General features: G+C 71.5%; 25 protein-coding genes. 11 read left to right on the top strand and 14 right to left on the bottom strand.

The genetic code is table 11. The annotated features are described in order from the left end of the window. Complete coding sequence (locus tag VFC33_15005) at window positions 1-444, bottom strand: Zn-ribbon domain-containing OB-fold protein (GenBank protein ID HZR14546.1); 444 nt, start codon at window positions 442-444, stop codon at window positions 1-3. Then, on the bottom strand, window positions 441-1,613 hold the full coding sequence (locus VFC33_15000) for an acetyl-CoA acetyltransferase (GenBank protein HZR14545.1): 1,173 nt from the start codon (window positions 1,611-1,613) through the stop codon (window positions 441-443). The genes VFC33_15005 and VFC33_15000 overlap by 4 nt, the downstream gene beginning before the upstream one ends. Window positions 1,614-1,709: 96 nt before the next feature. Between VFC33_15000 and VFC33_14995 the strand changes: the two genes are divergently transcribed. Continuing rightward, the gene (locus VFC33_14995) at window positions 1,710-3,344 is read left to right on the top strand and encodes an acyl-CoA synthetase (protein ID HZR14544.1); all 1,635 of its coding nucleotides are present in this window, start codon (window positions 1,710-1,712) and stop codon (window positions 3,342-3,344) included. 98 nt (window positions 3,345-3,442) lie between these two features. Here VFC33_14995 and VFC33_14990 read toward each other — a convergent pair whose 3' ends face one another. Continuing rightward, window positions 3,443-4,189, bottom strand: coding sequence for a glucose 1-dehydrogenase (locus VFC33_14990; GenBank protein HZR14543.1), 747 nt, complete (start codon window positions 4,187-4,189; stop codon window positions 3,443-3,445). Window positions 4,190-4,217: 28 nt separating this feature from the next. On the opposite strand from VFC33_14990, the gene VFC33_14985 reads away from it, so the two are divergent. Together VFC33_14985 and VFC33_14980 are read left to right on the top strand one after the other, a co-directional pair. Then, the gene (locus tag VFC33_14985; GenBank protein HZR14542.1) at window positions 4,218-4,970 is read left to right on the top strand and encodes an FCD domain-containing protein; all 753 of its coding nucleotides are present in this window, start codon (window positions 4,218-4,220) and stop codon (window positions 4,968-4,970) included. An 82-nt stretch (window positions 4,971-5,052) separates the two neighbouring features. Continuing rightward, window positions 5,053-6,195, top strand: a complete 1,143-nt coding sequence (locus VFC33_14980) for an LLM class flavin-dependent oxidoreductase (GenBank protein ID HZR14541.1) — start codon at window positions 5,053-5,055, stop codon at window positions 6,193-6,195. A 48-nt stretch (window positions 6,196-6,243) separates the two neighbouring features. On the opposite strand, the gene VFC33_14975 is transcribed toward VFC33_14980, so the two are convergent. Beyond that, complete coding sequence (locus tag VFC33_14975) at window positions 6,244-6,708, bottom strand: hypothetical protein (protein HZR14540.1); 465 nt, start codon at window positions 6,706-6,708, stop codon at window positions 6,244-6,246. Between the two features lie 133 nt (window positions 6,709-6,841). Between VFC33_14975 and VFC33_14970 the strand changes: the two genes are divergently transcribed. Further along, window positions 6,842-7,789, top strand: coding sequence for an alpha/beta hydrolase (locus tag VFC33_14970; protein ID HZR14539.1), 948 nt, complete (start codon window positions 6,842-6,844; stop codon window positions 7,787-7,789). A gap of 25 nt (window positions 7,790-7,814) precedes the next feature. Here VFC33_14970 and VFC33_14965 read toward each other — a convergent pair whose 3' ends face one another. Further along, the gene (locus VFC33_14965) at window positions 7,815-8,984 is read right to left on the bottom strand and encodes a steroid 3-ketoacyl-CoA thiolase (GenBank protein ID HZR14538.1); all 1,170 of its coding nucleotides are present in this window, start codon (window positions 8,982-8,984) and stop codon (window positions 7,815-7,817) included. 129 nt (window positions 8,985-9,113) lie between these two features. On the opposite strand from VFC33_14965, the gene VFC33_14960 reads away from it, so the two are divergent. From VFC33_14960 to VFC33_14950, 3 genes are read left to right on the top strand one after another with little or no spacing between them, the layout of a single operon-like run. Next, window positions 9,114-10,268, top strand: coding sequence for a CaiB/BaiF CoA-transferase family protein (locus VFC33_14960; GenBank protein ID HZR14537.1), 1,155 nt, complete (start codon window positions 9,114-9,116; stop codon window positions 10,266-10,268). A 24-nt stretch (window positions 10,269-10,292) separates the two neighbouring features. Further along, window positions 10,293-11,408 carry a phosphotransferase family protein gene (locus VFC33_14955; protein ID HZR14536.1) on the top strand — a complete coding sequence of 372 codons (1,116 nt, stop codon included), beginning with the start codon at window positions 10,293-10,295 and terminating at the stop codon, window positions 11,406-11,408. Next, window positions 11,405-12,277 carry an amidohydrolase family protein gene (locus tag VFC33_14950; protein HZR14535.1) on the top strand — a complete coding sequence of 291 codons (873 nt, stop codon included), beginning with the start codon at window positions 11,405-11,407 and terminating at the stop codon, window positions 12,275-12,277. The genes VFC33_14955 and VFC33_14950 overlap by 4 nt, the downstream gene beginning before the upstream one ends. Here VFC33_14950 and VFC33_14945 read toward each other — a convergent pair. Beyond that, the gene (locus VFC33_14945) at window positions 12,274-13,098 is read right to left on the bottom strand and encodes an enoyl-CoA hydratase-related protein (protein ID HZR14534.1); all 825 of its coding nucleotides are present in this window, start codon (window positions 13,096-13,098) and stop codon (window positions 12,274-12,276) included. The two genes, VFC33_14950 and VFC33_14945, sit on opposite strands and share 4 nt — an antisense overlap. 31 nt (window positions 13,099-13,129) lie before the next feature. Between VFC33_14945 and VFC33_14940 the strand changes: the two genes are divergently transcribed. From VFC33_14940 to VFC33_14925, 4 genes are read left to right on the top strand one after another with little or no spacing between them, the layout of a single operon-like run. Further along, window positions 13,130-13,273 carry a desulfoferrodoxin gene (locus tag VFC33_14940; protein ID HZR14533.1) on the top strand — a complete coding sequence of 48 codons (144 nt, stop codon included), beginning with the start codon at window positions 13,130-13,132 and terminating at the stop codon, window positions 13,271-13,273. Then, window positions 13,263-13,406 carry a hypothetical protein gene (locus tag VFC33_14935; protein ID HZR14532.1) on the top strand — a complete coding sequence of 48 codons (144 nt, stop codon included), beginning with the start codon at window positions 13,263-13,265 and terminating at the stop codon, window positions 13,404-13,406. The genes VFC33_14940 and VFC33_14935 overlap by 11 nt, the downstream gene beginning before the upstream one ends. 13 nt (window positions 13,407-13,419) lie before the next feature. Continuing rightward, the gene (locus VFC33_14930; GenBank protein ID HZR14531.1) at window positions 13,420-14,454 is read left to right on the top strand and encodes an enoyl-CoA hydratase/isomerase family protein; all 1,035 of its coding nucleotides are present in this window, start codon (window positions 13,420-13,422) and stop codon (window positions 14,452-14,454) included. Continuing rightward, on the top strand, window positions 14,451-15,896 hold the full coding sequence (locus VFC33_14925; protein ID HZR14530.1) for a class I adenylate-forming enzyme family protein: 1,446 nt from the start codon (window positions 14,451-14,453) through the stop codon (window positions 15,894-15,896). Before VFC33_14930 ends, VFC33_14925 begins: the two co-directional genes overlap by 4 nt. Window positions 15,897-15,950: 54 nt before the next feature. Here the strand turns inward: VFC33_14925 and VFC33_14920 are convergent, their stop codons facing one another. From VFC33_14920 to VFC33_14885, 8 genes are all read right to left on the bottom strand, one after another. Then, window positions 15,951-16,712 carry an SDR family oxidoreductase gene (locus tag VFC33_14920; protein ID HZR14529.1) on the bottom strand — a complete coding sequence of 254 codons (762 nt, stop codon included), beginning with the start codon at window positions 16,710-16,712 and terminating at the stop codon, window positions 15,951-15,953. Continuing rightward, window positions 16,709-17,392: an SDR family oxidoreductase gene (locus VFC33_14915; protein ID HZR14528.1), complete on the bottom strand. Its 684-nt coding sequence runs from the start codon at window positions 17,390-17,392 to the stop codon at window positions 16,709-16,711. Before VFC33_14915 ends, VFC33_14920 begins: the two co-directional genes overlap by 4 nt. Continuing rightward, window positions 17,382-17,657 carry a hypothetical protein gene (locus VFC33_14910; protein HZR14527.1) on the bottom strand — a complete coding sequence of 92 codons (276 nt, stop codon included), beginning with the start codon at window positions 17,655-17,657 and terminating at the stop codon, window positions 17,382-17,384. Before VFC33_14910 ends, VFC33_14915 begins: the two co-directional genes overlap by 11 nt. 21 nt (window positions 17,658-17,678) lie before the next feature. Then, window positions 17,679-17,864, bottom strand: coding sequence for a carboxymuconolactone decarboxylase family protein (locus tag VFC33_14905; protein ID HZR14526.1), 186 nt, complete (start codon window positions 17,862-17,864; stop codon window positions 17,679-17,681). Between the two features lie 4 nt (window positions 17,865-17,868). Beyond that, on the bottom strand, window positions 17,869-19,089 hold the full coding sequence (locus VFC33_14900; protein HZR14525.1) for a CoA transferase: 1,221 nt from the start codon (window positions 19,087-19,089) through the stop codon (window positions 17,869-17,871). 131 nt (window positions 19,090-19,220) lie between these two features. Beyond that, a complete protein-coding gene (locus tag VFC33_14895; protein HZR14524.1) occupies window positions 19,221-20,000 on the bottom strand; it encodes an SDR family oxidoreductase in 780 nt (259 codons plus the stop codon). A 7-nt stretch (window positions 20,001-20,007) separates the two neighbouring features. Beyond that, window positions 20,008-20,826 (bottom strand): SDR family oxidoreductase, encoded by an 819-nt coding sequence (locus tag VFC33_14890; protein HZR14523.1) that lies wholly within the window; start codon window positions 20,824-20,826, stop codon window positions 20,008-20,010. Further along, window positions 20,787-21,467 (bottom strand): TetR family transcriptional regulator, encoded by a 681-nt coding sequence (locus VFC33_14885; GenBank protein ID HZR14522.1) that lies wholly within the window; start codon window positions 21,465-21,467, stop codon window positions 20,787-20,789. The genes VFC33_14890 and VFC33_14885 overlap by 40 nt, the downstream gene beginning before the upstream one ends. Window positions 21,468-21,521 lie beyond the last annotated feature (54 nt).

The following is a 21,521-nucleotide window of genomic DNA, read 5'->3' as shown; positions in this document are numbered from 1 at the left end:
TCACGAGCGCGCGGGGCGCCAGAAGGGGACGGCGAGGCCTTCCTCGGCTTCGACCATGTAGACCTCGACCGGCATCCCGATGCGCACGTCCCCCGGCGCGACGCCGGTGACGTTGCCCATCATCATCGGGCCTTCCTCGAGCTCGACGATCGCGACGACGTACGGCAGCTCGTCACGGAACGGCGTCGCGTAGTTCTGGTGGATGACGGTGTACGTGTGCACGGTGCCGCGTCCAGACGCCGCCTCCCACTCGGGATCCGCGCCACATTCGGTGCACACCGCGCGCGGGTACCACTGACGGTTGCCGCACGACGGGCATCGCTGGATGAGCAGGTCGCCCTGCGCCGCCGCCTCCCAGTAGTGCGAGGACACCCCATCCTTCGCGGGCGTCGGCCGCTCCCACTCCTGGCCGCGCACGACTTCCGCGTTCGTCGAGCTGGTCATGGATGCTCCTTGCCCAGGATCGCGGCGCCGATCGCGCTCAACCACCCGCCGGACCCACACGCGATCGCGACGTTGCAGTCGGGGACCTGCACCTCGCCGGCCTGGCCGCGCAGCTGACGTACCGCCTCGACGATGAGGAAGATGCCGCGCATCCCCGGATGGCACGACGACAGACCGCCGCCGTCGGTGTTCAGCGGGAGCCGGCCGCCGCGCTTGAGGTTGCCCTCCGCCGCGAACGACCCGCCCTCGCCCTTCTTGCAAAACCCGAGGTCCTCGAGGAGGAGCAGGACCGTGATGGTGAAGCTGTCGTAGAACATCGCCATGTCGACGTCGTCGGGGGTCAACCCGGCGCGTTCGAACGCGATCGGCCCGCACGTCGCCGCGGCGGTCGTCGTGTAGTCGGGCATCTGCGAGATGTTCCAGTGCGTCTGCGCGCCCGCGGCGCCGAGCACGTAGACGGGCGGCTGGCGCAGGTCACGCGCGCGCTCCGCCGTCGTCATCACGAACGCGCCGCCGCCGTCGGTGATCGCGCAGCAGTCGAGCTTGTGCAGCGGCTCCGCGATCATGCGGGAGCTCACGACGTCGTCGACCGTGATCGGATCGCGGTACATCGCGTTCGGGTTGTGCGTCGCGTACTCGCGCACGCCGACCGCGATCTCGGCGAGCTGCTCGGACGTCGTCCCGTACTCGTGCATGTGGCGGCGCGCCGCCATCGCGTATGCGCCGACGAGCGAGTTGCCATACGGCGCCTCGTACTGGATCGGGCCGCCGATGCGCTGCCTGCCGCGCGCGAAGCCGCCGGTGCCGAGCGTGCGACCCATGCGCGAGAGCTGGTCGGAGCCGTACGTGACGAGGATCGTGTCGCACAGGCCCTCGCGGATCGCCGCCGCGCCGTGCTGCACGTGGAACTCGAAGCTCGAGCCACCCGTCATGGTGCCGTCGATGTAGCGGTGGTCGATGCGGAGGTACTCGGCCATCGTGACGGGGTCGTCGATCATCATCCCGCCACCGCCGCCGGCGTTGATGTAGCCGTCGATCTCGGACTTCGGCACGCCGCAGTCGTCGAGCGCGCGCTGCATCGCGAGGCAGTGGTGCTGCACGCCGTCGAGATGCGGCGCGCGGGGGTAGTCGGACAGGCCGATGCCGACGATCACCGGAGTACGGTCCATCGCCGAAGTGAAACAGACCCTCCGCGTACCTGACAAACGCGTCACACGCGTGAGCGCCGTGTTGGCAGAACAGAACGTGTTCTAACCTCGGACGCCATGGAGTACAACCTCGCCGACCTGTTCGAGCACGCCGTCGACCACTTCGGCGACCGCGAGTACGTCGTCGCGGAGGGCAAGCGACGCACCTACGCCGAGATGGAGGAGCGCGCCAACCGGCTGGCGCACCACCTGCTCGCCCAGGGCGTGGAGCCCGGCGACCACGTCGGCATCTACGCGTACAACTGCGTCGAGTGGGTGGAGACGCTCTGGGCGGTCTTCAAGATCCGCGCGGTCTGGATCAACATCAACTACCGCTACGTCGAGGACGAGCTGCGCTACATCTTCGACAACGCGGACCTCGTCGCGCTCGTGCACGCGCGCGAGTTCGCACCGCGCATCGCGGCCGTGCGCGACACCCTGCCGCAGCTCCGTCACTCGATCGTGATCGAGGACGGGACCGACGTGCCGCTCGAGGGGCTCGACTCCGTGGACTACGAGGAGGCATTGGCGGCCGCCTCACCCGAGCGGGACTTCGGCCCGCGCAGTCCCGACGACCGCTACATCCTCTACACGGGCGGCACGACGGGAATGCCGAAGGGCGTCGTGTGGCGGCAGGAGGACGTGTTCTTCGCGCTCGGCGGCGGCATCGACCCGGTGACGAACACGCGGATCGACCGGCCCGAGGCAATGGTCGAGAAGGGCCTCGCCAACCCGATGCAGATGACGATGATGCCGATCGCGCCGCTCATGCACGGCGCGTCCCAGTGGAGCGTCATGGGTGGTGGCGTCGTCGGCAACCGCGTCGTGCTCATGGCGAAGTTCGACCCGAAGCGCGTCTTCGAGCTCGTCGAGCAGGAGCGCGTCACCGCGATCATGATCACCGGTGACGCGATGGCACGCCCGATGCTCGAGGCGCTCGACGAGGTCGGCCCCGACACGTACGACCTCTCCTCGTGGATCGCGCTGAGCAGCACCGCGGCGCTCTTCTCGCCCTCCGTGAAGGAGGACTTCATGCGCCGCTTCCCGAACCTCATCGTCACGGAGGCGATCGGCGCGTCGGAGAGCGGCTCGAACGGCTACACGATGATCCAGGCGGGCAAGACCGCGATGAAGGGCGGCCCGACCGTCACCGCGATCCGCGACACCGTCGTGCTCGACGACGACCTGAACCCGATCGAGCCTGGCTCCGGGAAGGTCGGCAAGCTCGCGCGCAAGGGCAACATCCCGATCGAGTACTACAAGGATCCCGAGAAGAGCGCGGCGACGTTCGTGACCGCACCCGACGGGACGCGCTACTCGATCCCGGGTGACTTCGCGACGATCGAGGCGGACGGGACGATCACGTTGCTCGGTCGCGGGTCGGTGTCCATCAACTCGGGCGGGGAGAAGATCTTCCCCGAGGAGGTCGAGGGTGCGGTGAAGTCCCACCCCGACGTATACGACGTCGTCGTCGTCGGCGTGCCGGACGAGCGGTGGGGCTCGCGCGTCTGCGCGGTCGTCGAGCCGAGGCCGGGGACGACGCCGACGCTCGAGGACGTCCAGACGCACTGCCGGACCAGGATCGCCGGCTACAAGGTCCCGCGCGAGCTGCACCTCGTCGAGAAGATCGAGCGCTCGCCCAGCGGGAAGCCCGACTACCGGTGGGCGAAGGACATCGCGAGCTCGGCCGCCGCGAGCGCATCCGCGCGTTAGGAAGCGCCATCCCCCGAACGCCCCGAGCTGTTGGCGCAGCAGCGGCGAGCGTCCCGAAGGGCGGCAGCGGGCATCCCGGCGCCGAGCGAGCGCGACCATCAAAGTGGCAAGCCGATGCCGGCGCTGTGGCCGCCGTCGACGACGAACTCGGCGCCCGTGCAGAAGCTCGACTCGTCGGACGCGAGGAAGAGCGCGAGCGACGCGACGTCCTCGGGCTGACCCACGCGTTGCGCGGGGAGCCGCCGGGTCGGGAAGCGCTCGACCGCGCCCTCGATCATCGGGGTGTCGATCACGCCGGGATGGATGGAGTTCACGCGGATCCCGAGGGGGCCGAGCTCCAACGCGGCGACCTTCGTCATCCCGCGCACCGCGAACTTCGACGCGACGTAGCCGACCGCGCCGGGTTGGCCGTTCATCCCTGCGAGCGACGAGACGTTCACGATCGACCCGGCATGGTGCTGCGTCATCACGGGCGCGACCGCGCGCATCCCGAGGAACACGCCGATCTGGTTCACCTCGATCAGCGACCGGTAGTCCTCGAGCGTCGTGGATACGAGCGGCGTCCCCGAGCGGTAGATCGCCGCGTTGTTGACGAGCACGTCGATGCGCTCGAAGCGGTCGACGGCCTGCTCGACGGCGGCGACCCAGCTGGTCTCGTCGGCGACGTCGAGCGACAGTGCATGCGCCCGATCGCCGATCTCGCCGGCGACGTGGCGCGCGTCGTCGAAGCGGACGTCGCACAGGACGACGAACGCGCCCTCGGCTGCGAACAGCCGCGCCTCGGCGGCGCCCTGCCCGCGTGCCGCACCCGTCACGACCGCGACCTTGCCGTCCAACCGACCCACTGCGACGTCCTCCATTTACCCTTTGCGCGTGAATACCGTCCCCGGCGACGATCGGTTCAGACACCGCAGCCGTAAGACGTCCGAGCTCGTCGCCCGCGAGATCGTGCGCGACATCGTCGAGCAGCATCTCACGCCGGGCGAGATGCTCCCGAGCGAGCAGGCGATGCTCGAGCGCTACCGCGTCGGACGGCCCGCGCTGCGTGAGGCCCTGCGGGTGCTCGAGGTGCACGGCCTCCTGCGCATGAAGCCCGGACCGGGCGGCGGTCCCGTCGTCGGGACGGTCACGGCGTCCGCGTTCGGGGAGATGGCGAGCCTGTTCTTCCGCCTGTCGGGGACGACGTACCGGGAGCTCATCGAGGCGCGTCTCGAGCTCGAGCCAATGGCCGCGCGTCTGGCCGCGGTCCGTCGCAACGAAGCCGGTCTCGCGCGCCTGCGCGACGTGCTCGCGGCCGAGGAGGAGGCCGACGTCGACGACGACGTCGCCTACACGCGCCTCGCGACACGGTTCCACGCCGCGATCGGTGGCGCATCGGGGAACCGCGTCGTCGACCTCCTGGGGAACGGGTTGCTCGAGCTCTACGAGGAACGCCTCCGCGTCCCGCTCACCCCGCGGGCGCAACGGCGCGACGTGTGGGCCGCGCACCGCGCGATCGTCGACGCGATCGCGGCCGGCGACGGCGCGCGCGCCGAGGCGCTCACCCGCGCGTCGCTCGACGTCGCCCTGCACCGTCTCGACGAGCTCCTGCCCGAGGTGCTCGACCAGGTCATCGACTGGGCGTGACCAGCCGGGTTGCCCCGGCCGGCGGATTCAGATACAACAAATATCGGAATAGCCGCCCGCCTCGCCTCCGGAGGTCCCCGACGTGCAGTTCTCGATGATCTTCGAGGCCCAGATGGCGCACCCGACCGCCGAGCGCGAGCGCGAGGTGCTGCAGAGCTGCGTCGAGCAGGCCGTGTTCGCCGAGTCGATGGGCTTCGACCGGGTCTGGGCCGTCGAGCACCACGCGTTGCGCTGGTACGCGCACATGAGCGCGCCCGAGATCTTCCTGACCTGGGTCGCGGCGCGCACGTCACGCATCCGGATCGGTCACGGCGTGGTCTGCATGCCGTTCAACTACAACCATCCCGTCCGCGTCGGTGAGCGGGCCGCGATGCTCGACACCCTCTCCGGGGGACGCCTCGACCTCGGCGCAGGACGCGGCGCGACGTTGCAGGAGATGTCGCTGTGCGGCGTCGATCCGGAGCGCACGTACGAGGAGGTTGAGGAAGCGCTGCGGATGATCGGCCACATGTGGCAACAGGACACGTTCGAGTGGCACGGCAAGCTGCTGACCGTTGAACCGATCGCGAACCGGGGTCCCCACTACGTGCTGCCGCGACCGCTGCAACGCCCGCATCCGCCGCTGTTCCTCGCGTGCACGAAGCGCGACACCGTCGCGCTTGCGGCCGAGTACGGCATCGGCGCGCTCGTCCTCGGGTTCGCCGGCGTCGAGGAGGTCGCGGGTCTGCACAAGATCTACCGCGACGCGATCGCGACGCGTACCGGCGAGCGGTTCGTGTCGACGGTCGTCAACGACCACTTCTCGGCCCTCTGCCCGACGATCGTCCTCGACGACGGCGACGAGGCGCTGCGCGTCGGTGCGCGCGGTCAGCGGTTCTTCGCGGAGGCGATCGCGCACTGGTACGGCGGCGGTCCCGCGCCCGCGGAAGACACCGAGGACGAGGACAACGTCGCCGCGATCACGCGCGAACGGGAGGAGATCGTCGCGAAGCTGCACGAGGCCAACATCCCGGTGAGCCCGAACACGACGGCGACGTTCAACATCGATCATGCGTACGGCACGGCCGCCCGCGCGATCGCGTACGTCGAGCAGCTGCAGGAAGCAGGCGCCGACGAGATCATGTGCCTCGTGCAGATGGGGACCGTCCCGCACGCGGCGTGCATGGAGACCATCCGCCAGTGGGGCGAGAAGGTCATCCCCCACTTCCGCGCGAAGCGGTCGTGAAGCGCGCGAGGGGTCCGGCCCGCGGTCACCGGACCCCTCGTCGCACGGTTACGCCGCGGGGCCGTACCCGGCCGACGGACCGCCCTGGCCACCGGCGGGACCGCCGTTCTGCGCACCGGCGGGACCGGCGCCGAAGCCGTTCTCGGTCGCCGTCACCTTGAAGCTCGAGTCGATCTTCAACGTGATCTCGGTGCCGTCGGCCTTGCGCATGTGCGCCTCGTACGGCGAACCGGCGGAGTCGGTCTCGACGCGGATGATCGTCGCTCCCGGCTCCGCGGCCGTCGCAGCCGCGCGCACCTTGTCGGCCGTCGTACCCGTCAGCAACGTCTCACCCGGACCGTGCGCGACGGTCGCCGGGTCGGGCGCCGTCGCAGCCGGCGCGTTCGCGTTGCTCCCGGACGACGACGACCCGGTGGTCGCGGCGTTCGCGATCCCCGCCGCACCGACCGCGATGCCGATCGCGGCCGCGCCGGTGAGGACCCACGTTCTCAGACGATGACGATCGAACGTCATGGGCTCTCCTCCGTTCGTGCAGCCCGGTCCATCCGGGCACGGTCACGATCCGACACGAACCTGGACGCGGCCTGGGAGCGCCATGAACATCGCCTGAGATCACGGGGACATGACGCGCGTTACCGTTCCGCGCATGCCGTTGCACCCAGCCGCGAAGCAGATGGTCGACCAGATGGCGTCGGTCGACGCGCCGAAGGTGTGGGAGGTCGAGATCACCGACCTCCGCGCCGGCGAGATGACGTTCGCGTCGATCGGCGCGGGCGAGCCCGTCGACGTGGAGGCCGTCGCGGACCAGGCGATACCCGGCCCGCACGGCGACATCCCCGTACGTGTCTACGCCCCTGAACCCGTCGGCGTCGGCGACCCGCTTCCCGTCGTGGTGTACCTCCACGGCGGCGGTTGGGTCTCGATGAGCATCCGCACGCACGACCTGATCTGCCGGCGGCTCGCGCGCGCCGCGGGCGCGCTCGTCGTCAGCGTGGAGTACCGGCTCGCACCGGAGCACCCGTATCCGGTCCCCCTCGACGACGCGTACGCGGCGGTCGCGTGGGTCGCGGAGCACGCGGCGGGGCTCGGCGGTGATCCCGACCGCGTCGCGGTCATGGGCGACAGCGCGGGCGGCAACCTCGCCGCTGCGGTCGCGCTGCGGGCGCGTGAGAGCGGTGGGCCGGCGCTCCGCGCGCAGGTGCTCGTGTATCCGGCGCTCGACCCGTCGTGCGCGAGCGCGTCGCACCGCGAGAACGGCGAGGGTTACGTGCTCGACGAGCCGAGCCTGCGCTGGTTCTGGGCCCAGTACCTCGGCCGCGACGGCAACGAGAAGGACGCGCTCGCTGCGCCCGCATGCGCGGACGACCTGCACGGGCTCCCGCCGGCGACGATCGTCACCGCGGAGTTCGACCCGCTGCGCGACGAGGGCGAGGAGTACGGCGCGCGATTGCGCGACGCAGGCGTCCCCGTGACCGTGCGTCGCTTCGACGGCATGATCCACGGCTTCCTCGGCATGCCCGCGATGTTCGACGAGGCCGACGCAGCGATGGACGTCGCCGCGTCCGCGCTGCGCGACGCGTTCTCGACGCCCTGAGCTCGGGCCGCTCGCCGTGTGACGGCTACAGGCGCTGGAGGATGCTCGCGGTCCCGAGCGAGCCGCCGCAGCACATCGAGATCAGCGCGAGCTCCGCGTCGCGTCGCTCGAGCTCGTGCAGCGCGGTCGTGACCAACCGCGCGCCCGTCGCGCCGACCGGGTGGCCAAGCGCGATCGCGCCGCCGTTCACGTTCACGCGGTCCATGTCGGGCTTGTGCACCTGCGCCCACGACAGCACCACCGCGGCGAACGCCTCGTTGACCTCGAAGATGTCGAAGTCGGCCATCGACATCCCGGAGCGGTCGAGGATCTTGCGGGTCGCGACGACGGGGCCGTCGAGCAGGTAGTACGGATCCGACCCGGTGACGAGCTGGTGCAGCAGACGCGCGCGCGGCTTCAGCCCGAGCTCCTGCGCCTTCTCCTCCGACATCCACAGCACCGCGGCCGCGCCGTCGGAGATCTGCGACGAGGTGCCCGCGGTGTGCTTGTAGCCCTCGACGACGGGCTTGAGCTTGGCCAGCCCTTCGAGCGTCGTCTCGCGCAGTCCCTGGTCCCGCTCGACGTGCAGCGTCTCACCGGTCGGGTTGCCGTCCTTGTCGACCTCGGGCGCGTCGATCGGGGCGACCTCGCGCTCGAAACGGCCCTCGTCCCAGGCGACCTTCGCCTTCTGCTGCGACCACAGGCCGAACTCGTCGAGATCCTGGCGGGTGATGCCGCGGTTGTCCGCGATGCGTTCCGCCGCGCCGAACTGACCGTTCGGCGGGTCGTCCCACGGGTAGTCCTCGGTCTTGTAGTGACCGGGGCCGTTGCGCACGTTCGCGCCGAGCGGCACACGACTCATCGCCTCGACACCGCACGCGATCCCGATGTCCATCCCACCCGCCGCGATGAGCCCTGCGACGAGGTGGTTCGCCTGCTGCGACGAGCCACACTGCGAGTCGACCGTCGTGCACGCGACCTCGGGATCGAGACCCGTGCTCAACCACGCGTTCCGGGTGACGTTCGAGCCCTGCTCGCCCGCCTGCGTCACGCAGCCGCCGATGATCTCCTGGACCATCGACGGGTCGATCCCGGCGCGCTCGATGACCTGGGTCTGCGCGTGCCGCAGGATCTCGACGGCCTTGAGGCCGGACAGCCAGCCGTTGCGACGGCCGATCGGCGTGCGGACGGCCTCGATGATGACGGGGGTGCCCATGGGCGTGCGCTCCTGCTCGCGTGATCGGCGCCGCCGGCGCGGCGGATGCGAGTGTACGGATCACCGTAGAATCCGTTCTACTTCGCGCCACTTCGCGCCGCTTCACGCTTCGTCGAGCAGGGGGAACGCGTGCCCGGACCGCTCTCGGGCGTCCGCATCGTCGAGATCGTCGGCCTCGGCCCCGGGCCGTTCTGCGGGATGCTCCTCGCCGACATGGGCGCCGAGGTCCTGCGCGTCGAGCGCCTCGACGAGGCGCGCGCCACCGACCGGTCGAAGCCCGCGACGAGCGCGATGAACCGCGGCAAGCGCTCGATCGCGCTCGACCTCAAGCGACCCGAGGGCGTCGGCGCGTTCCTCGCTCTCGTCGCACGCGCGGACGCGTGCTTCGAGGTGTTCCGGCCCGGCGTCGCCGAGCGACTCGGCATCGGTCCCGACGCCTGCCGCGCACGGAACGACCGTCTCGTCTACGGGCGGCTGACGGGCTACGGGCAGGACGGCCCACTCGCGGCGCGCGCCGGTCACGACATCGACTACCTCGCGGTCGCGGGGGCGCTCGAGCCGCTCGGCCGCGCCGATGACAAGCCGACCCCGCCGATCAACGTGCTCGCCGACTTCGCGGGCGGTGGGATGCTGCTCGCCTACGGGATCGCGTGCGCGCTGTGGGAGCGGGACCGGCCGGGCGGCTCGGGCCAGGGCCAGGTCGTCGACGCGGCGATGGTCGACGGCGCGGCGTTGATGCTCACACCGTTCTACGCCGGCCGCGCCTCGGGGTTCTGGGGGCCGCGCGGCACGAACTTCCTCGACACCGGCGCGCCGTTCTACGACACGTACGCGACCGCCGACGACAGGTTCGTCGCGATCGGCGCGATCGAGCCGCAGTTCTATGCGACGCTGCTCGACCGCCTGGGCCTCGCCGACGACGCAGACATGAAGGAGCAGTGGGACCGATCGCGCTGGCCCGTCCAGCGTGAGCGGTTCACGGAGCTGTTCCGCACGAGGACGCGCGACGAGTGGTGCGCGCTGCTCCAGGACGTCGACGCGTGCTTCGCGCCGGTGCTGGACCCGGTCGAGGCGCCGGGGTTCGCGCACAACGAGGCGCGCGCGACGTTCCTGTGTCTGCGCGACGTGCCGCAGCCCGCCCCCGGGCCCCGCTTCTCACGGACGCCCGCCGGGGTGCCAGCGCCGCCCGAGCACGCCGGGGAGCGGACCGACGAGACGCTCGTGTCGTGGGGGCTCGACCCCGACCAGGTCCGGGCGCTGCACGACGCGGACGTCCTGCTGTAACCGAGCGAGCCGGGAGGCGACGCGATGCCGATCCCCGAGCAACGGGACCTCGAGAAGGCACGGACCGTCATCGGCGAGTGGCTCGCCCGCAAGCTGGACGTGCCGAGCGTCGATGTCGGTCCCATCAGCGCGCCCGCGATGACGGGCTTCTCGAACGAGACGCTGCTCTTCGACGCGTCCTGGACCGGCCGCGACGGCGCGGCGCGCACGGAAGGTTTCGTCGTACGCGTGAAGCCGACGAGCTACCGCGTGTTCCTCGAGTCCGACTTCGAGCAGCAGTACCGCGTGCTGAAGACGCTCGGCGAGCGCACCGACGTCCCCGTCCCCCGCGTGCACTGGTACGAGGACGACGAGGCGGTGCTCGGCGCGCCGTTCTTCCTCATGAGCAAGGTCGACGGGACCGCCGCGACCGACAATCCGCCGTACACCGTCACCGGTGTCCTGTTCGACGCCACACCGGAGCAGCGCGGCCGGGCGATCCGCGCCGGGTTCGACGCGCTGGTTCGCATCCACCGTCTCGACTGGCGCGCGCTCGGCCTCGAGTTCCTCGACAAGCCGCAGTACGGGCCGACCGGTGTCGACCAACAGCTCCGCTACTACGAAGAGTCCTTCGCGTGGGCCGCGCGCGGGGAGCCGGACCGGTTCCCGGTGGCGAAGGCCGGGCTCGAGTGGCTGCGCGCGAACAAGCCGCCGTCCGGCGGTCCGGTCGCGCTGTGCTGGGGCGACGCGCGCGTGAGCAACCAGATGTTCGACCGCGACCTCCGCCTCGCCGCGGTGCTCGACTGGGAGATGGCGACCCTCGCCGATCCCGTCATGGATCTCGCCTGGTGGTTGTTCTGCGAACGCCACTTCACGGAAGGCATCGGGATCCCGCCGCTCGAAGGGTTCCCGCCCCGTTCCGAGCTCGTCGCGACCTGGGAGGACGCGCTCGGGCGGCGAGCGGAGCACCTCGAGTGGTACGAGCGCTTCGCGGGCCTGCGCTTCGCGGTGATCATGATGCGCATCGGGCAGATGCTCGTGGAGTTCGAGCTCATCCCACCGGACTCGACGATGGCGGTGAGCAGCATCCCGGCGCAGATGCTCGCCAAGGACCTCGGCCTTCCGCCGCCACCGCCGCTCGACATCGGGTTCGCGACGTGACGATGCCGAGTGGGATCGCGGTCGTCGACACGATGGTCGGGATCCCGCCCGAACCGGGTGACATGACGTGGCTCGGACACCTCCGTCCACTCCTGCGCGACGAGGAGTCGCTGTCGAGCTTCCGGTTCCCCGCGGAGTACATGTTCAAGAACCTTCCCGCGGCGCGCTTCGCCGACGACACCGTCGCCGCGGTTCTCACGGAGATGGACCGCTTCGGCGTCGAGCGGGCCATGATCACCGCGAGCTTCGGCAACGAGCGCGCGCTCGGTGCGCTGCGCAACCACCCCGACCGATTCTTCGCGAGCTTCGAGGTCGACCCGAACGCGGGGATGGACGGCGTCCGCGCGCTGCGGCGCGCCGTCGAGGAGCTGGGCGTGAAGGCCGCGAGCGCGTTCCCCGCGGGGACCTTCCCGCAGGTCCCCGCGGACGACGCCCGTTGGTACCCGCTGTACGCGGCTTGCATCGACCTCGGCATACCGATGTGCATGTGCCTCGGCGTGCCCGGTCCGCGCGTCCCCGCCGCGCCCCAGGACGTCATGCGCATCGACGAGATCTGCTACCGGTTCCCGGAGCTGACACTCGTCACGCGTCACGGCTGCGAGCCGTGGACCGCGCTGGCGGTGAAGCTCCTCCTGAAGTGGCCGAACCTCTACTACTCGACGAGCGCGTTCGCGCCGAAGCACTACCCGCGCGACATCGTCGAGTTCGCGAACACCCGCGGCGCGGACAAGGTGATCTACGCGGGCTACTTCCCGATGGGACTCTCGCTCGAGACGATCTTCACGCAGCTCGAGGACGTGCCGTTCCGCCACCACGTGTGGCCGAGGTTCCTCCGCGAGAACGCGCTGCGGGTGTTCGCGCTGACCTAGAAGACGCCGTCCGGCCAGTCCGCCGTCGGGCTCGACCGCCAGCGCGGCGCCCGGTGCTCCATGAACGCGACGACACCTTCGCGCGCGTCGTCGCGCCCCATGACGACGCGGTGCAGCTCCGTCTCGAGTCGCTCGACCCCGTCACGGTCGGGCGTCGGGCTCTGCCAGAGCAGCCGCTTGCTCAACGCGACCGAGAGCGGCGACGTGTTGACCGCGATGTCGCGCCCGAGCTCAACGGCCGCCGGGAGCACGTCCTCCGCGGGCAAGGCGCGGCTCGCGAGACCCAACGCGACCGCCTCCGAGCCGCGGACCTCGCGGCCCGTCAGCAGGAGCTCGGCCGCTGTCGCGAACCCCACCGCCCGCGGCACCGTCCAGTGCGAGTGCGCGTCGGGGATCACGCCCCGGCGGACGTGGACGAACGCGAGCCGCGCGTCCTGCGCGACGAACCGGATGTCGCACTGCATCGGGATCGTGAGCCCGATGCCGATCGCGTGCCCGTTGATCGCGGCGATGACGGGCTTGCGCACCTCCCACGCGGGCGGGCTGATCGGCGAGGCGGTGAACGGCCGCTCGGCGCGGTCCGCCGGCGCCCCGAAGGTGTCCGCACCGCGCTCGAAGTCCGCGCCCGCGCAGAACGCGCGGCCGGCACCCGTCACGACCACGGCGCGCACGTCGTCGTCGCGGTCGCAGCGTGCGTAGGCGCGCCCGAGCTCGTCGCCCATCCGTCCCGTGAACGCGTTCAGCCGATCGGGCCGGTCGAGCGTGACGACCGCGACGCCGTCGTGGACCTCGAAGCGGATGTCGCGGAACGTCTCGGTCACGGCCGTCGATCGTACGGATAGCCTGGGCCGCATGAGCGCACCTTCCGTCGGCACGCGCCTTCGCTGCGCGAAGTGCGGCACCGAGATCATCGTCGTCAAGGCGCCCACCGGCCCGCTGTCGTGCTGCGGCCAGGAGATGGGCTCGAGGGAGCAGGAGAACGCCGGTGCCCAATAGCCTCGGCAAGCGGTACACCTGCACCGAGTGCGAGGCCACGGCGCTGGTCACGAAGGCCGGCGACGGCACGCTCGAGTGCCACGGCAAGCCGATGGAGATCCTCCAGGCGAAGCCGCTGCCGTCGTCCGACTGACCGACGGAGCGCGATGGCGACGCTCCGGCTCGACGCCCGCCTGCTCGGCGGCGACGCCGGCCGCTGGACCGTCCGGTCGCTGCGCGACGAGCTCGGTGCACAGCCCTCGCTGGTGTGCATCGAGGGCGACGGCCTGCGCGACGCCGACGAACGGACGCGGCATGCCCTCCGCGAGCTTCCCGCGCTGACGATCGCGCTCACCGACGCGCGGGAGGTGCCCGTCGACGCCGTCGACCTGGTGACCGACGACGACCGGGATGTCCTCGCATGGTCGGCGGGCTTCGCGCGCGCCCCGGTGGCGGCGGTGTCGGCGGCGGTGCTGCTGCGCACGGCGCCCACGGAGACGTGGCCCGGGCTCGTCGCGGAATCGGCCGCGTACTCGATGTTGCAGTCGGGCCCCGAGCACCGGGCGTGGCTCGCCACTCGTTGCATCACACCCGCCGGCGACGCCGACACCCCGCGCGTCCGGCTCGAGGAACGCGACGGGGTCACCGGCGTCGTGCTGGCCCGCCCGTCGCGTCACAACGCGTTCGACCTCGCGATGCGCGACGCGCTCCACGAAGCGTTCACGACGCTCGCAGCGGGTGACGGCGCGGTCGTGTGGCGCGCCGACGGGCCGTCGTTCTGCTCCGGCGGGGACCTCGGCGAGTTCGGGACCGCGCCGGATCCCGCAACTGCGCACGTCGTCCGGCTGACGCGCTGCGTCGCGCGTGTCGTCGACGCGTTGCGCGACCGGCTCGTCGTCGCGCTGCACGGCGCATGCACCGGCGCCGGGATCGAGCTGCCGGCGTTCGCGTCACGCGTCGTCGCAGCAGACGACACGCGGATCGGCCTCCCGGAGCTCGGTCTGGGCCTCGTGCCGGGCGCGGGGGGGACTGTGTCGCTCCGAAGGCGCATCGGCAGCGCCCGCGTCCTGGAGCTGTTGCTCACGGGCGAGACGGTCGACGCGTCACGCGCGCTGGAATGGGGACTGGTGGACGAGGTGGTCCCGCGCGACATGCTGGTCGAGCGCGTGTACGCGCTCGCGAACGGAATGGAGCGTGCGTGAACCTGGCGATGGTGCTCGACATGGCAGCCGACGGTCTCGGCGACCGGATCGCGATCGGGTCGCGTGGCGACGGCGTGTCGTTCGACGCGCTGCGCCGCCTCGCGGCGCGCGTCCCTGCCCGTCTGACGGCCGCGAGCGCGTCGACGGTCGCGCTGACCGATCGCACCGGGCCGATCGTGCCGGTCGCGTTGTTCGGCGCCGCGTGGGCGGGCGCGAGCTACGCGCCGCTGAACTACCGGCTCCCGGATCACGCGCTGACGCAGCTCGTCGAGCGTGTCCGGCCCGCCGTCGTCGTCGACGAGACCGTCGCCAAGGAGTGGACCACCGACGACGGCGACGGCGACGCGGCCGCTTCGTTCCCTGAAGCGCCGGAGCGCCCCGCGATCCTGCTGTTCACGAGCGGCACGTCCGCGGCGCCGAAGGCCGCGGTGCTCCACCACGAGAACCTGCTGTCGTACATCTTCAACACGGTCGAGTTCGCGTCCGCCGACGAGGACGAGGCGGTCCTGCTCGCCGTGCCGCCCTTCCACGTCGCGGGCGTTGCCGCCGTGCTGAGCTCGACGTACGCAGGTCGTCGCATCGTCCCCCTGCCGAACTTCTCCGCCGAGGCGTGGCTGCGGACGGCACGCGAGGAGCGCGTCACGCACGCGTTCGTCGTGCCGACGATGCTCGCCCGCATCGTCTCCGCGATGGACGCCGATCCGGACGCGCGCGTGCCCACCTTGCGTCACCTCGCCTACGGCGGTGCGCGCATGCCCGCGCCGGTCCTGGAGCGCGCCCTCGCACTGCTTCCCGACACCGGGTTCGTGAACGCGTACGGACTCACCGAGACGAGCTCGACGATCGCTGTGCTCGGCCCGGACGACCACCGCAACGCGTTCGGAGCCGACGAGCGCGCGAGACGGCGGCTCGAGTCCGTCGGCCGGCCCGTGCCCGGGATCGAGGTCGTCGTGGCGGATCCGGATGGCAACGCGCTCGCGGTCGGTGAGCGTGGTGAGGTCCTCGTGCGCGGCGCGCAGGTCGGCGGCGGGTACGTCGACCAGCCGTCGCAGCTCGACGCCGACGGCTGGCTGCACACCGGCGACGTCGGATGGTTCGACGACGACGGCTACCTCTTCGTGTCGGGCCGCGCCGACGACGTCATCATCCGAGGCGGGGAGAACATCTCGCCGGCCGAGATCGAGGACGCGCTGCTGCGCCATCCCGCGGTCACGGGTGCCGCCGCCGTCGGGCTCCCCGACGTCGAGTGGGGCGAGCGGATCGGCGCGATGGTGACGCTTCGCCCCGACGCCGACGACGACGTCGACGCGATCGTCGTCTGGGCCCGCGAGACGCTCGGCTCGCTCAAGGCCCCGCAGGTGATCGTCGTGACCGACGAGCTCCCGACGACCGCGACGGGCAAGGTGCTGCGCCGCCAGGTCCGCGACGAGCTCGCGGGCTAAGGCGAGCGGCTGCGAAGACATGACGACCGGGCGCCTTCCGGCGCACGGTCGTCGTCACAACCCGGTGAAGCTGCCGCCGTCGCAGACGATCGTCTGCGCGGTGACGTAGCCGGCGTCGTCCGACGCGAGGAACGCGACGACACCGCCGACGTCGCGCTCGGCGTCGCCGACGCGGCCGAGTGGCGTGCGCGCCTCGAGCCGGCCCTTCAGCTCCGGGGTGAGCTCGAACGCGCGCGCGAGCGCGGGCGTCTCCGCGACCGGTGCGATGCAGTTCACCGTGATCCCGTACCGACCCCACTCGCGCGCCAGGCTCTTCGACATCGCACGTTGCGCGGCCTTCACCGGCGCGTACAGCGGGATGTTCGCGCTCCCCTCGACGCCCGCCGGGGAGGTGACGAGGACCAACCGGCCGCGCGCGCCCGCATCCCGCAGGTGCGGGAACGCGAGCTGCGCGCAGTAGAACGAGCCCCAGACGGCGGTCCTCGAGCTCTGCTCCCAGAGCTCGGCGCCGACGTCCTCCAAGCGGTGCGCGATGCCACCGGCGTACGCGTTGTGGACCATGACGTGCAGCGCGCCGAACCGCCGGACGGTCGCGTCGACGCACCGCTCGACGTCGTCGCGGCGTGTCACGTCCGTCACGATGCACTCGGCCTCGCCTCCGCGCTCCGAGATCTCCCGCGCGACGGGATCGCCGGTCTCCGCGCGCCGTGCCGCGATCACGACGCGCGCGCCACGGGCCGCGAGCGCGAGCGCGATGCCCCGACCGACCCCTTGCCCGGCGCCCGTCACGATCGCGACGCGACCGTCGAGCGTCACGGCGCCATCCACACACCGCCGTCGGCACAGACGGTCACGCCCGTCACGAAGTGCGCGGCGTCCGACGCGAGGAACGTGACCACCGGCCCCAGGTCGTCACGCGCGTCGCCGGGGCCGCCGAGGGCGGGGGCCGCGAGCGACACCGCGCCCGCGGCAGTTCCCGCCACCGCGAGCTCGGGCGCGGGCGCGACGCAGTTCACGGTGATGCCGTACGGACCCCACTGGCGTGCCGCCGACTTCGCGAGCAGTCGCTGGCCCTCGACGTACGCGGTGAGCGGGACCAAGCCCGGCGCGCCCGACATCGACAGTGTCGGCGACACGAACACGAACCGGCCGCGACCACGTTCGCGCATCGCGGGGAACGCACCCTGCAGCAGCGCCAGGGTCGTGCGCATCCCGCGCTCCCAGACGGTTTCCCAACGCTCGTCGGTCACCTCTTCGAACGCGAGCAGTTCCGCGGCGCCGGGCGGCAGCGCGGCGTGGACGACGACGTCGACGTCCGCGCCCAGCTCGTCGCGCGCCGTGGCGAAGACGTTGTCGACGGGGTCGAGATGGCTACCGCGCACCGCGACGGTCGCGCCCGCGTCGGCGAGCGCGCGGGCGAGCCCGTCCCCGATGGGGCGGTCGACGCCGGTGACGAGCGCGGCGAGCCCCGCGAGCTCCCGACCGTCAGCCGTCAAGGCTGCACGACTGGTCGAGCTTCAGGACCTGCGTGAGGCGGCCGAACGCGAGGTAGTCGCCGATGACGATCGTGAGGTCGAGGATCTCGGCGTCGCTGAAGTGCTCGCGGAGCGTCACGAAGAACTCGTCGTCGAGGTCGAGGTGGTCGAGCGCGAACCGCTCGGCGTACTCGATGGCGAGCTTCTCACGAGCCGTGTAGTCGTCACGCTCGTGCGCGTCCGCGACGTGCGCATACATCTCCTCGGTGACCCCGTGTCGCGCCAACGACGCGACGCGCCAGCCCAGTCATATCGGGCAGTCGTTGATCTGCGCGATCCGCATCCGCACGCATTCGCGTTCGCGGGGCGGCAGGATGCTCTTGTTGTGCACGGCGTCCGTCAGCGCGTTCAGGGCCGCGGACATCTCCGGTTGCAGCGACCACACTCGGACGATCTCGGGGTCGTCCCCGTCGGGGATGCGGATCCGCGCCACGCGCCTATTCCACCCGTTGGAACCCGAGCTGCGCCAGAACGTCCTCCGTGTGCGCGCCGAGCGCCGGCCCGCGACCGGGCGACGGTCGCGCGCGCGGTGGCGCGACCTCGACGGGTACGTGGGCGACCGCAGCGTCCGATCGTCCGCCCGCGAGCACGGCGGAGACGGCATCACGAAGCGAGACGTCGACGAGCGCGCCCCGGCCGTCCGAGAGACAGGCGAGTGCGGCGACTGCGCCGTGGAGCCCGGCGACGGGATCGCCGAAGGCATCGGCACAGATCATCGGCACGCCGTCGTCACCGGCGAGGAGCGCGCACGCGCCCCCCGCGGCTGCGGCGTCGTCACCGAACGCGACGCGGTCGCGCCAGTCGCCGCCACGCCCGTACCCGGTGAACGAGACCCACACGGTGCCGCGCGCGACGAGCGCGCCGACGTCGACGCCGGCCTGTTCCATCACGCGCGGGCGCGAGCTCTCGACGACGACGTCGGCCGCCTCGACCAGCGCCCGCCAGGCGGGCGTCCCGAGCTCGACGCAGACGCTGCGCTTGCCCGCGTTCATCAGGTCGAAGAACGCCGGTGGTCCGCGCCGGGCGCCGTCAGGACGTGCCCGGCTCTCGACCTTCACGACGTCGCAGCCGGCAAGACCGAGGAGACTCGTGCACAGCGGCCCGGCCCACAGTGCTGACAGGTCGACGACGAGCGGTGGATCGCGCCGCCGACGCCGTGCTCCGCGCGTCACGGCGAACGGTGGGGCTCCGTCGCGCGGCGGCGCGACGACCGCGGCCGGGACGCCGAGGAGCTGCGCACGCGTGACGACCTCCTCGGCGCCGTGCGTCGCGACGTGGTTCTCGAGCGCGGCCCACGGATCCCCGGCGAGCTCGCGCGCGAGCAACGCGGGCAGCATCGCGAAGTCGTCGCGTCGCGCGAGGTTGACCGCGATCCAGCCGTCGCGCGCCTGGAGCAGGCGACAGCTGCCGCCGGGTGAGGTCGTCCCGTTCCTCCCGAGGTGCGCGATCGCGGCGCGCTCGCCGAGCAGCGCGGGTCCGTCGACGGCGACGGCACCGCCGCTGAGCGCGTGCAGTGCGAGCGCGCAACCACGCAGCCGCGCGCACACCGGCCCGCGGAGCACGCGGGGCGGGCCGTCGGCCTCGCCGGTCAGGAACATCGCACCCGACGCGGCCCAGTCGTCGGCCGGGCCGGGATCGGGCGGCCCGTCGACGGGCATGTCGAGCCCGACCAGCCGCAGCAGGTTCGCCGCGTAGTCGACGCTCTCCGGTCGATTCAGTTTCTCCGCTCTTGGCGCCTTCGGCGCCGGGCCGCTCGGCCACGCTTCCGCTCGCCTCTCGGCTCGCTCGCTCAGTGAAACACCTCGCCGCCGTTCACGTCGAGCGACTGGCCCGTGACGACGGCGGACAGGTCGGAGGCGAAGAACACCACGGCGTTGGCGCAGTCCTCGTCGGGCGGGATGAACCCGAGCGGGATGTGCGACGCGATCTCGTCGTAGTGCTCCTGCGCGGGCCGGCCGTCCTGCTGTTCCAGGATCTTCAGGTAGATCTCGACCGAGGGCCCCCACATGTATCCGGGCACGACGGAGTTCACCCGGATCCGGTGCGGGCCGAGCTCCTTCGCGAGCACCTGCGCGGCGGTGAGCAGCGCGCCCTTCGAGGTCGCGTACCCGCCCTGCAGCGGCAGGACCTTGCGGGTGATCATCGAGTTCACGAACACGATCGAGCCGCCGCCCGCGGCCTTCATCGGCTCGATCACCTCGCCGGTGAGCTGCAGCGAGCCGAACAGGTTGACGTCCATGATGTGACGCCACGCGTCGAGGTCGACCGAGTCGAAGGGCTGGAACACGTCGGGCGCGAAGGCGTTGTTCACGAGCACGTCGACACGGCCGAGCTCGTCGAGCGTGACGTCGACCATGCGCCGGCACTGGTCGGGATCGGACACGTCGGTCGGGACGTAGCGCACCGTGCCACCGAGCGCCTCGAGCTCGGCCGCGACCTCTCGCAGGTACGACTCGCGCCGCGCGCCGATGACGACGGACGCGCCTTCGCGGACGAACGCGAGCGCGACCTCCTTGCCGAGCCCGGGCCCGACACCGGAGACGATCGCGGTCTTGTCCTTCAGCAGCACGGCAGCCTCAGTGGAAGACGCGGCCGGCGTTCACGTCGAGCGTCTGCCCGGTGATGACGCGCGACAGATCGGACGCGAAGAACAGCACCGCGCGAGAGATCTCCTCGGAGGTCGGGATGTGGTGCAGCGCGGTCTGCCCCGCGATGTCGTCGTAGACGTCCTGGGGCGTGACGCCCCGTTGGCGCGCCAGGTGCTCGAAGTAGTGCTTCAGCGAGTCCCCCCAGATGTGGCCCGGGGCGACCGAGTTCACGCGGATGCCGTACGCGCCGAGCTCCTTCGCCATGACCTGCGCGGCGACGAGCAGCGCGCCCTTCGACGACGCGTACCCGCCGAGCACGGGGTTGACGACACGCGTCGACAGCGTGTTGATCATCACGATCGACCCGGCGCCCTGCGCCTTCATGACGGGCACGACGGCCTGGCTGAGCTGCAGGGTTCCGAACACGTTGACGTCGAACGGCGCGCGCCACCGCTCGAGGTCGAAGCCCTTGAAGGTCGCCCAGTCCTCCTCCGCGAACGCGTTGTTCACGAGGACGTCGACCCGTCCGAGCTCGTCGCGCGCGGTCGCGACGAGGCGCCCGCACTGCTCCTTGTCGGTGATGTCGGTCGGGACGCAGACCGCACGACGACCGAGACCCGCGACCTCGGCCGCGACCTCGCGCATCTTCGTCTCGCGACGCGCGGCGAGGACGACGTCGGCGCCTTCACGAGCAAGCGTCAGCGAGATGTCCCGCCCCATGCCGGGCCCGATCCCCGAGACGATCGCGACGCGCCCGTCGAGCAGCATCAGCCGCTCTTCCTCGGCTTCCGGCCGGTCACGTTCCACGTCAGCACGCGTGTCAGCGTGTCGACCTGCGCGGACGTGCGCACGCCCCAGAACTCGAACCCGTACCGGTGGGCCGCGGAGTGGGCGAGCATCGCGACCATGATGAACGCGGTCGCCTTCGGGTCGACGTCAGCGTCGAGCTTCCCGTCGTGCTGGAACTCGCCGATCACCGCGCACAGCGCGTCGGTGATCCCGCCGAGCGCTCGCGTGCGCAACTGCTTGAACCGGAGATCCCCTTCACCGGTCGCGAGGTCGACGACGCGGAACACGGCGCGGTGGCGCTCGTAGTACTCGAGGAACGCGTCCACCACGGCGCGCGCGGTGGCCGCACCCTTCTCACCGCGCCAGTCGCCCTTCACCAGCTCGACGATGGGTTCGGCGTCGGCCGCGAGCTCCTCCGCGAGCACGAGCACCGCCTGCTCGACGTCCGGAAAGTACTGGTAGAACGTCGCCGGCGACGTCCCCGCCTCGCGCGCGATGTCGATGACCTTGATGTCGCGGTACGACGTCGAGCCGAGGAGCTCCGCCGTGCAGTCGAGCAACCGCCGGCGGGTCGCGATGCCGCGACGCCCGGGAACCCGGCCGTCGGTCGCGCGGACGTCCTCCTCTGGGACGCGGTCGGGCTGCGCGCTGATCGCCATTCGGCGCAAGGGTAACCGGCAACCTGACGCGCCGTCAGCGAGACCTTGCCGCGC

Source organism: Acidimicrobiia bacterium (assembly GCA_035651955.1).
GTDB lineage: Bacteria > Actinomycetota > Acidimicrobiia > IMCC26256 > JAMXLJ01 > JAMXLJ01.
This window is presented reverse-complemented; position numbering and strand designations above follow the sequence as displayed.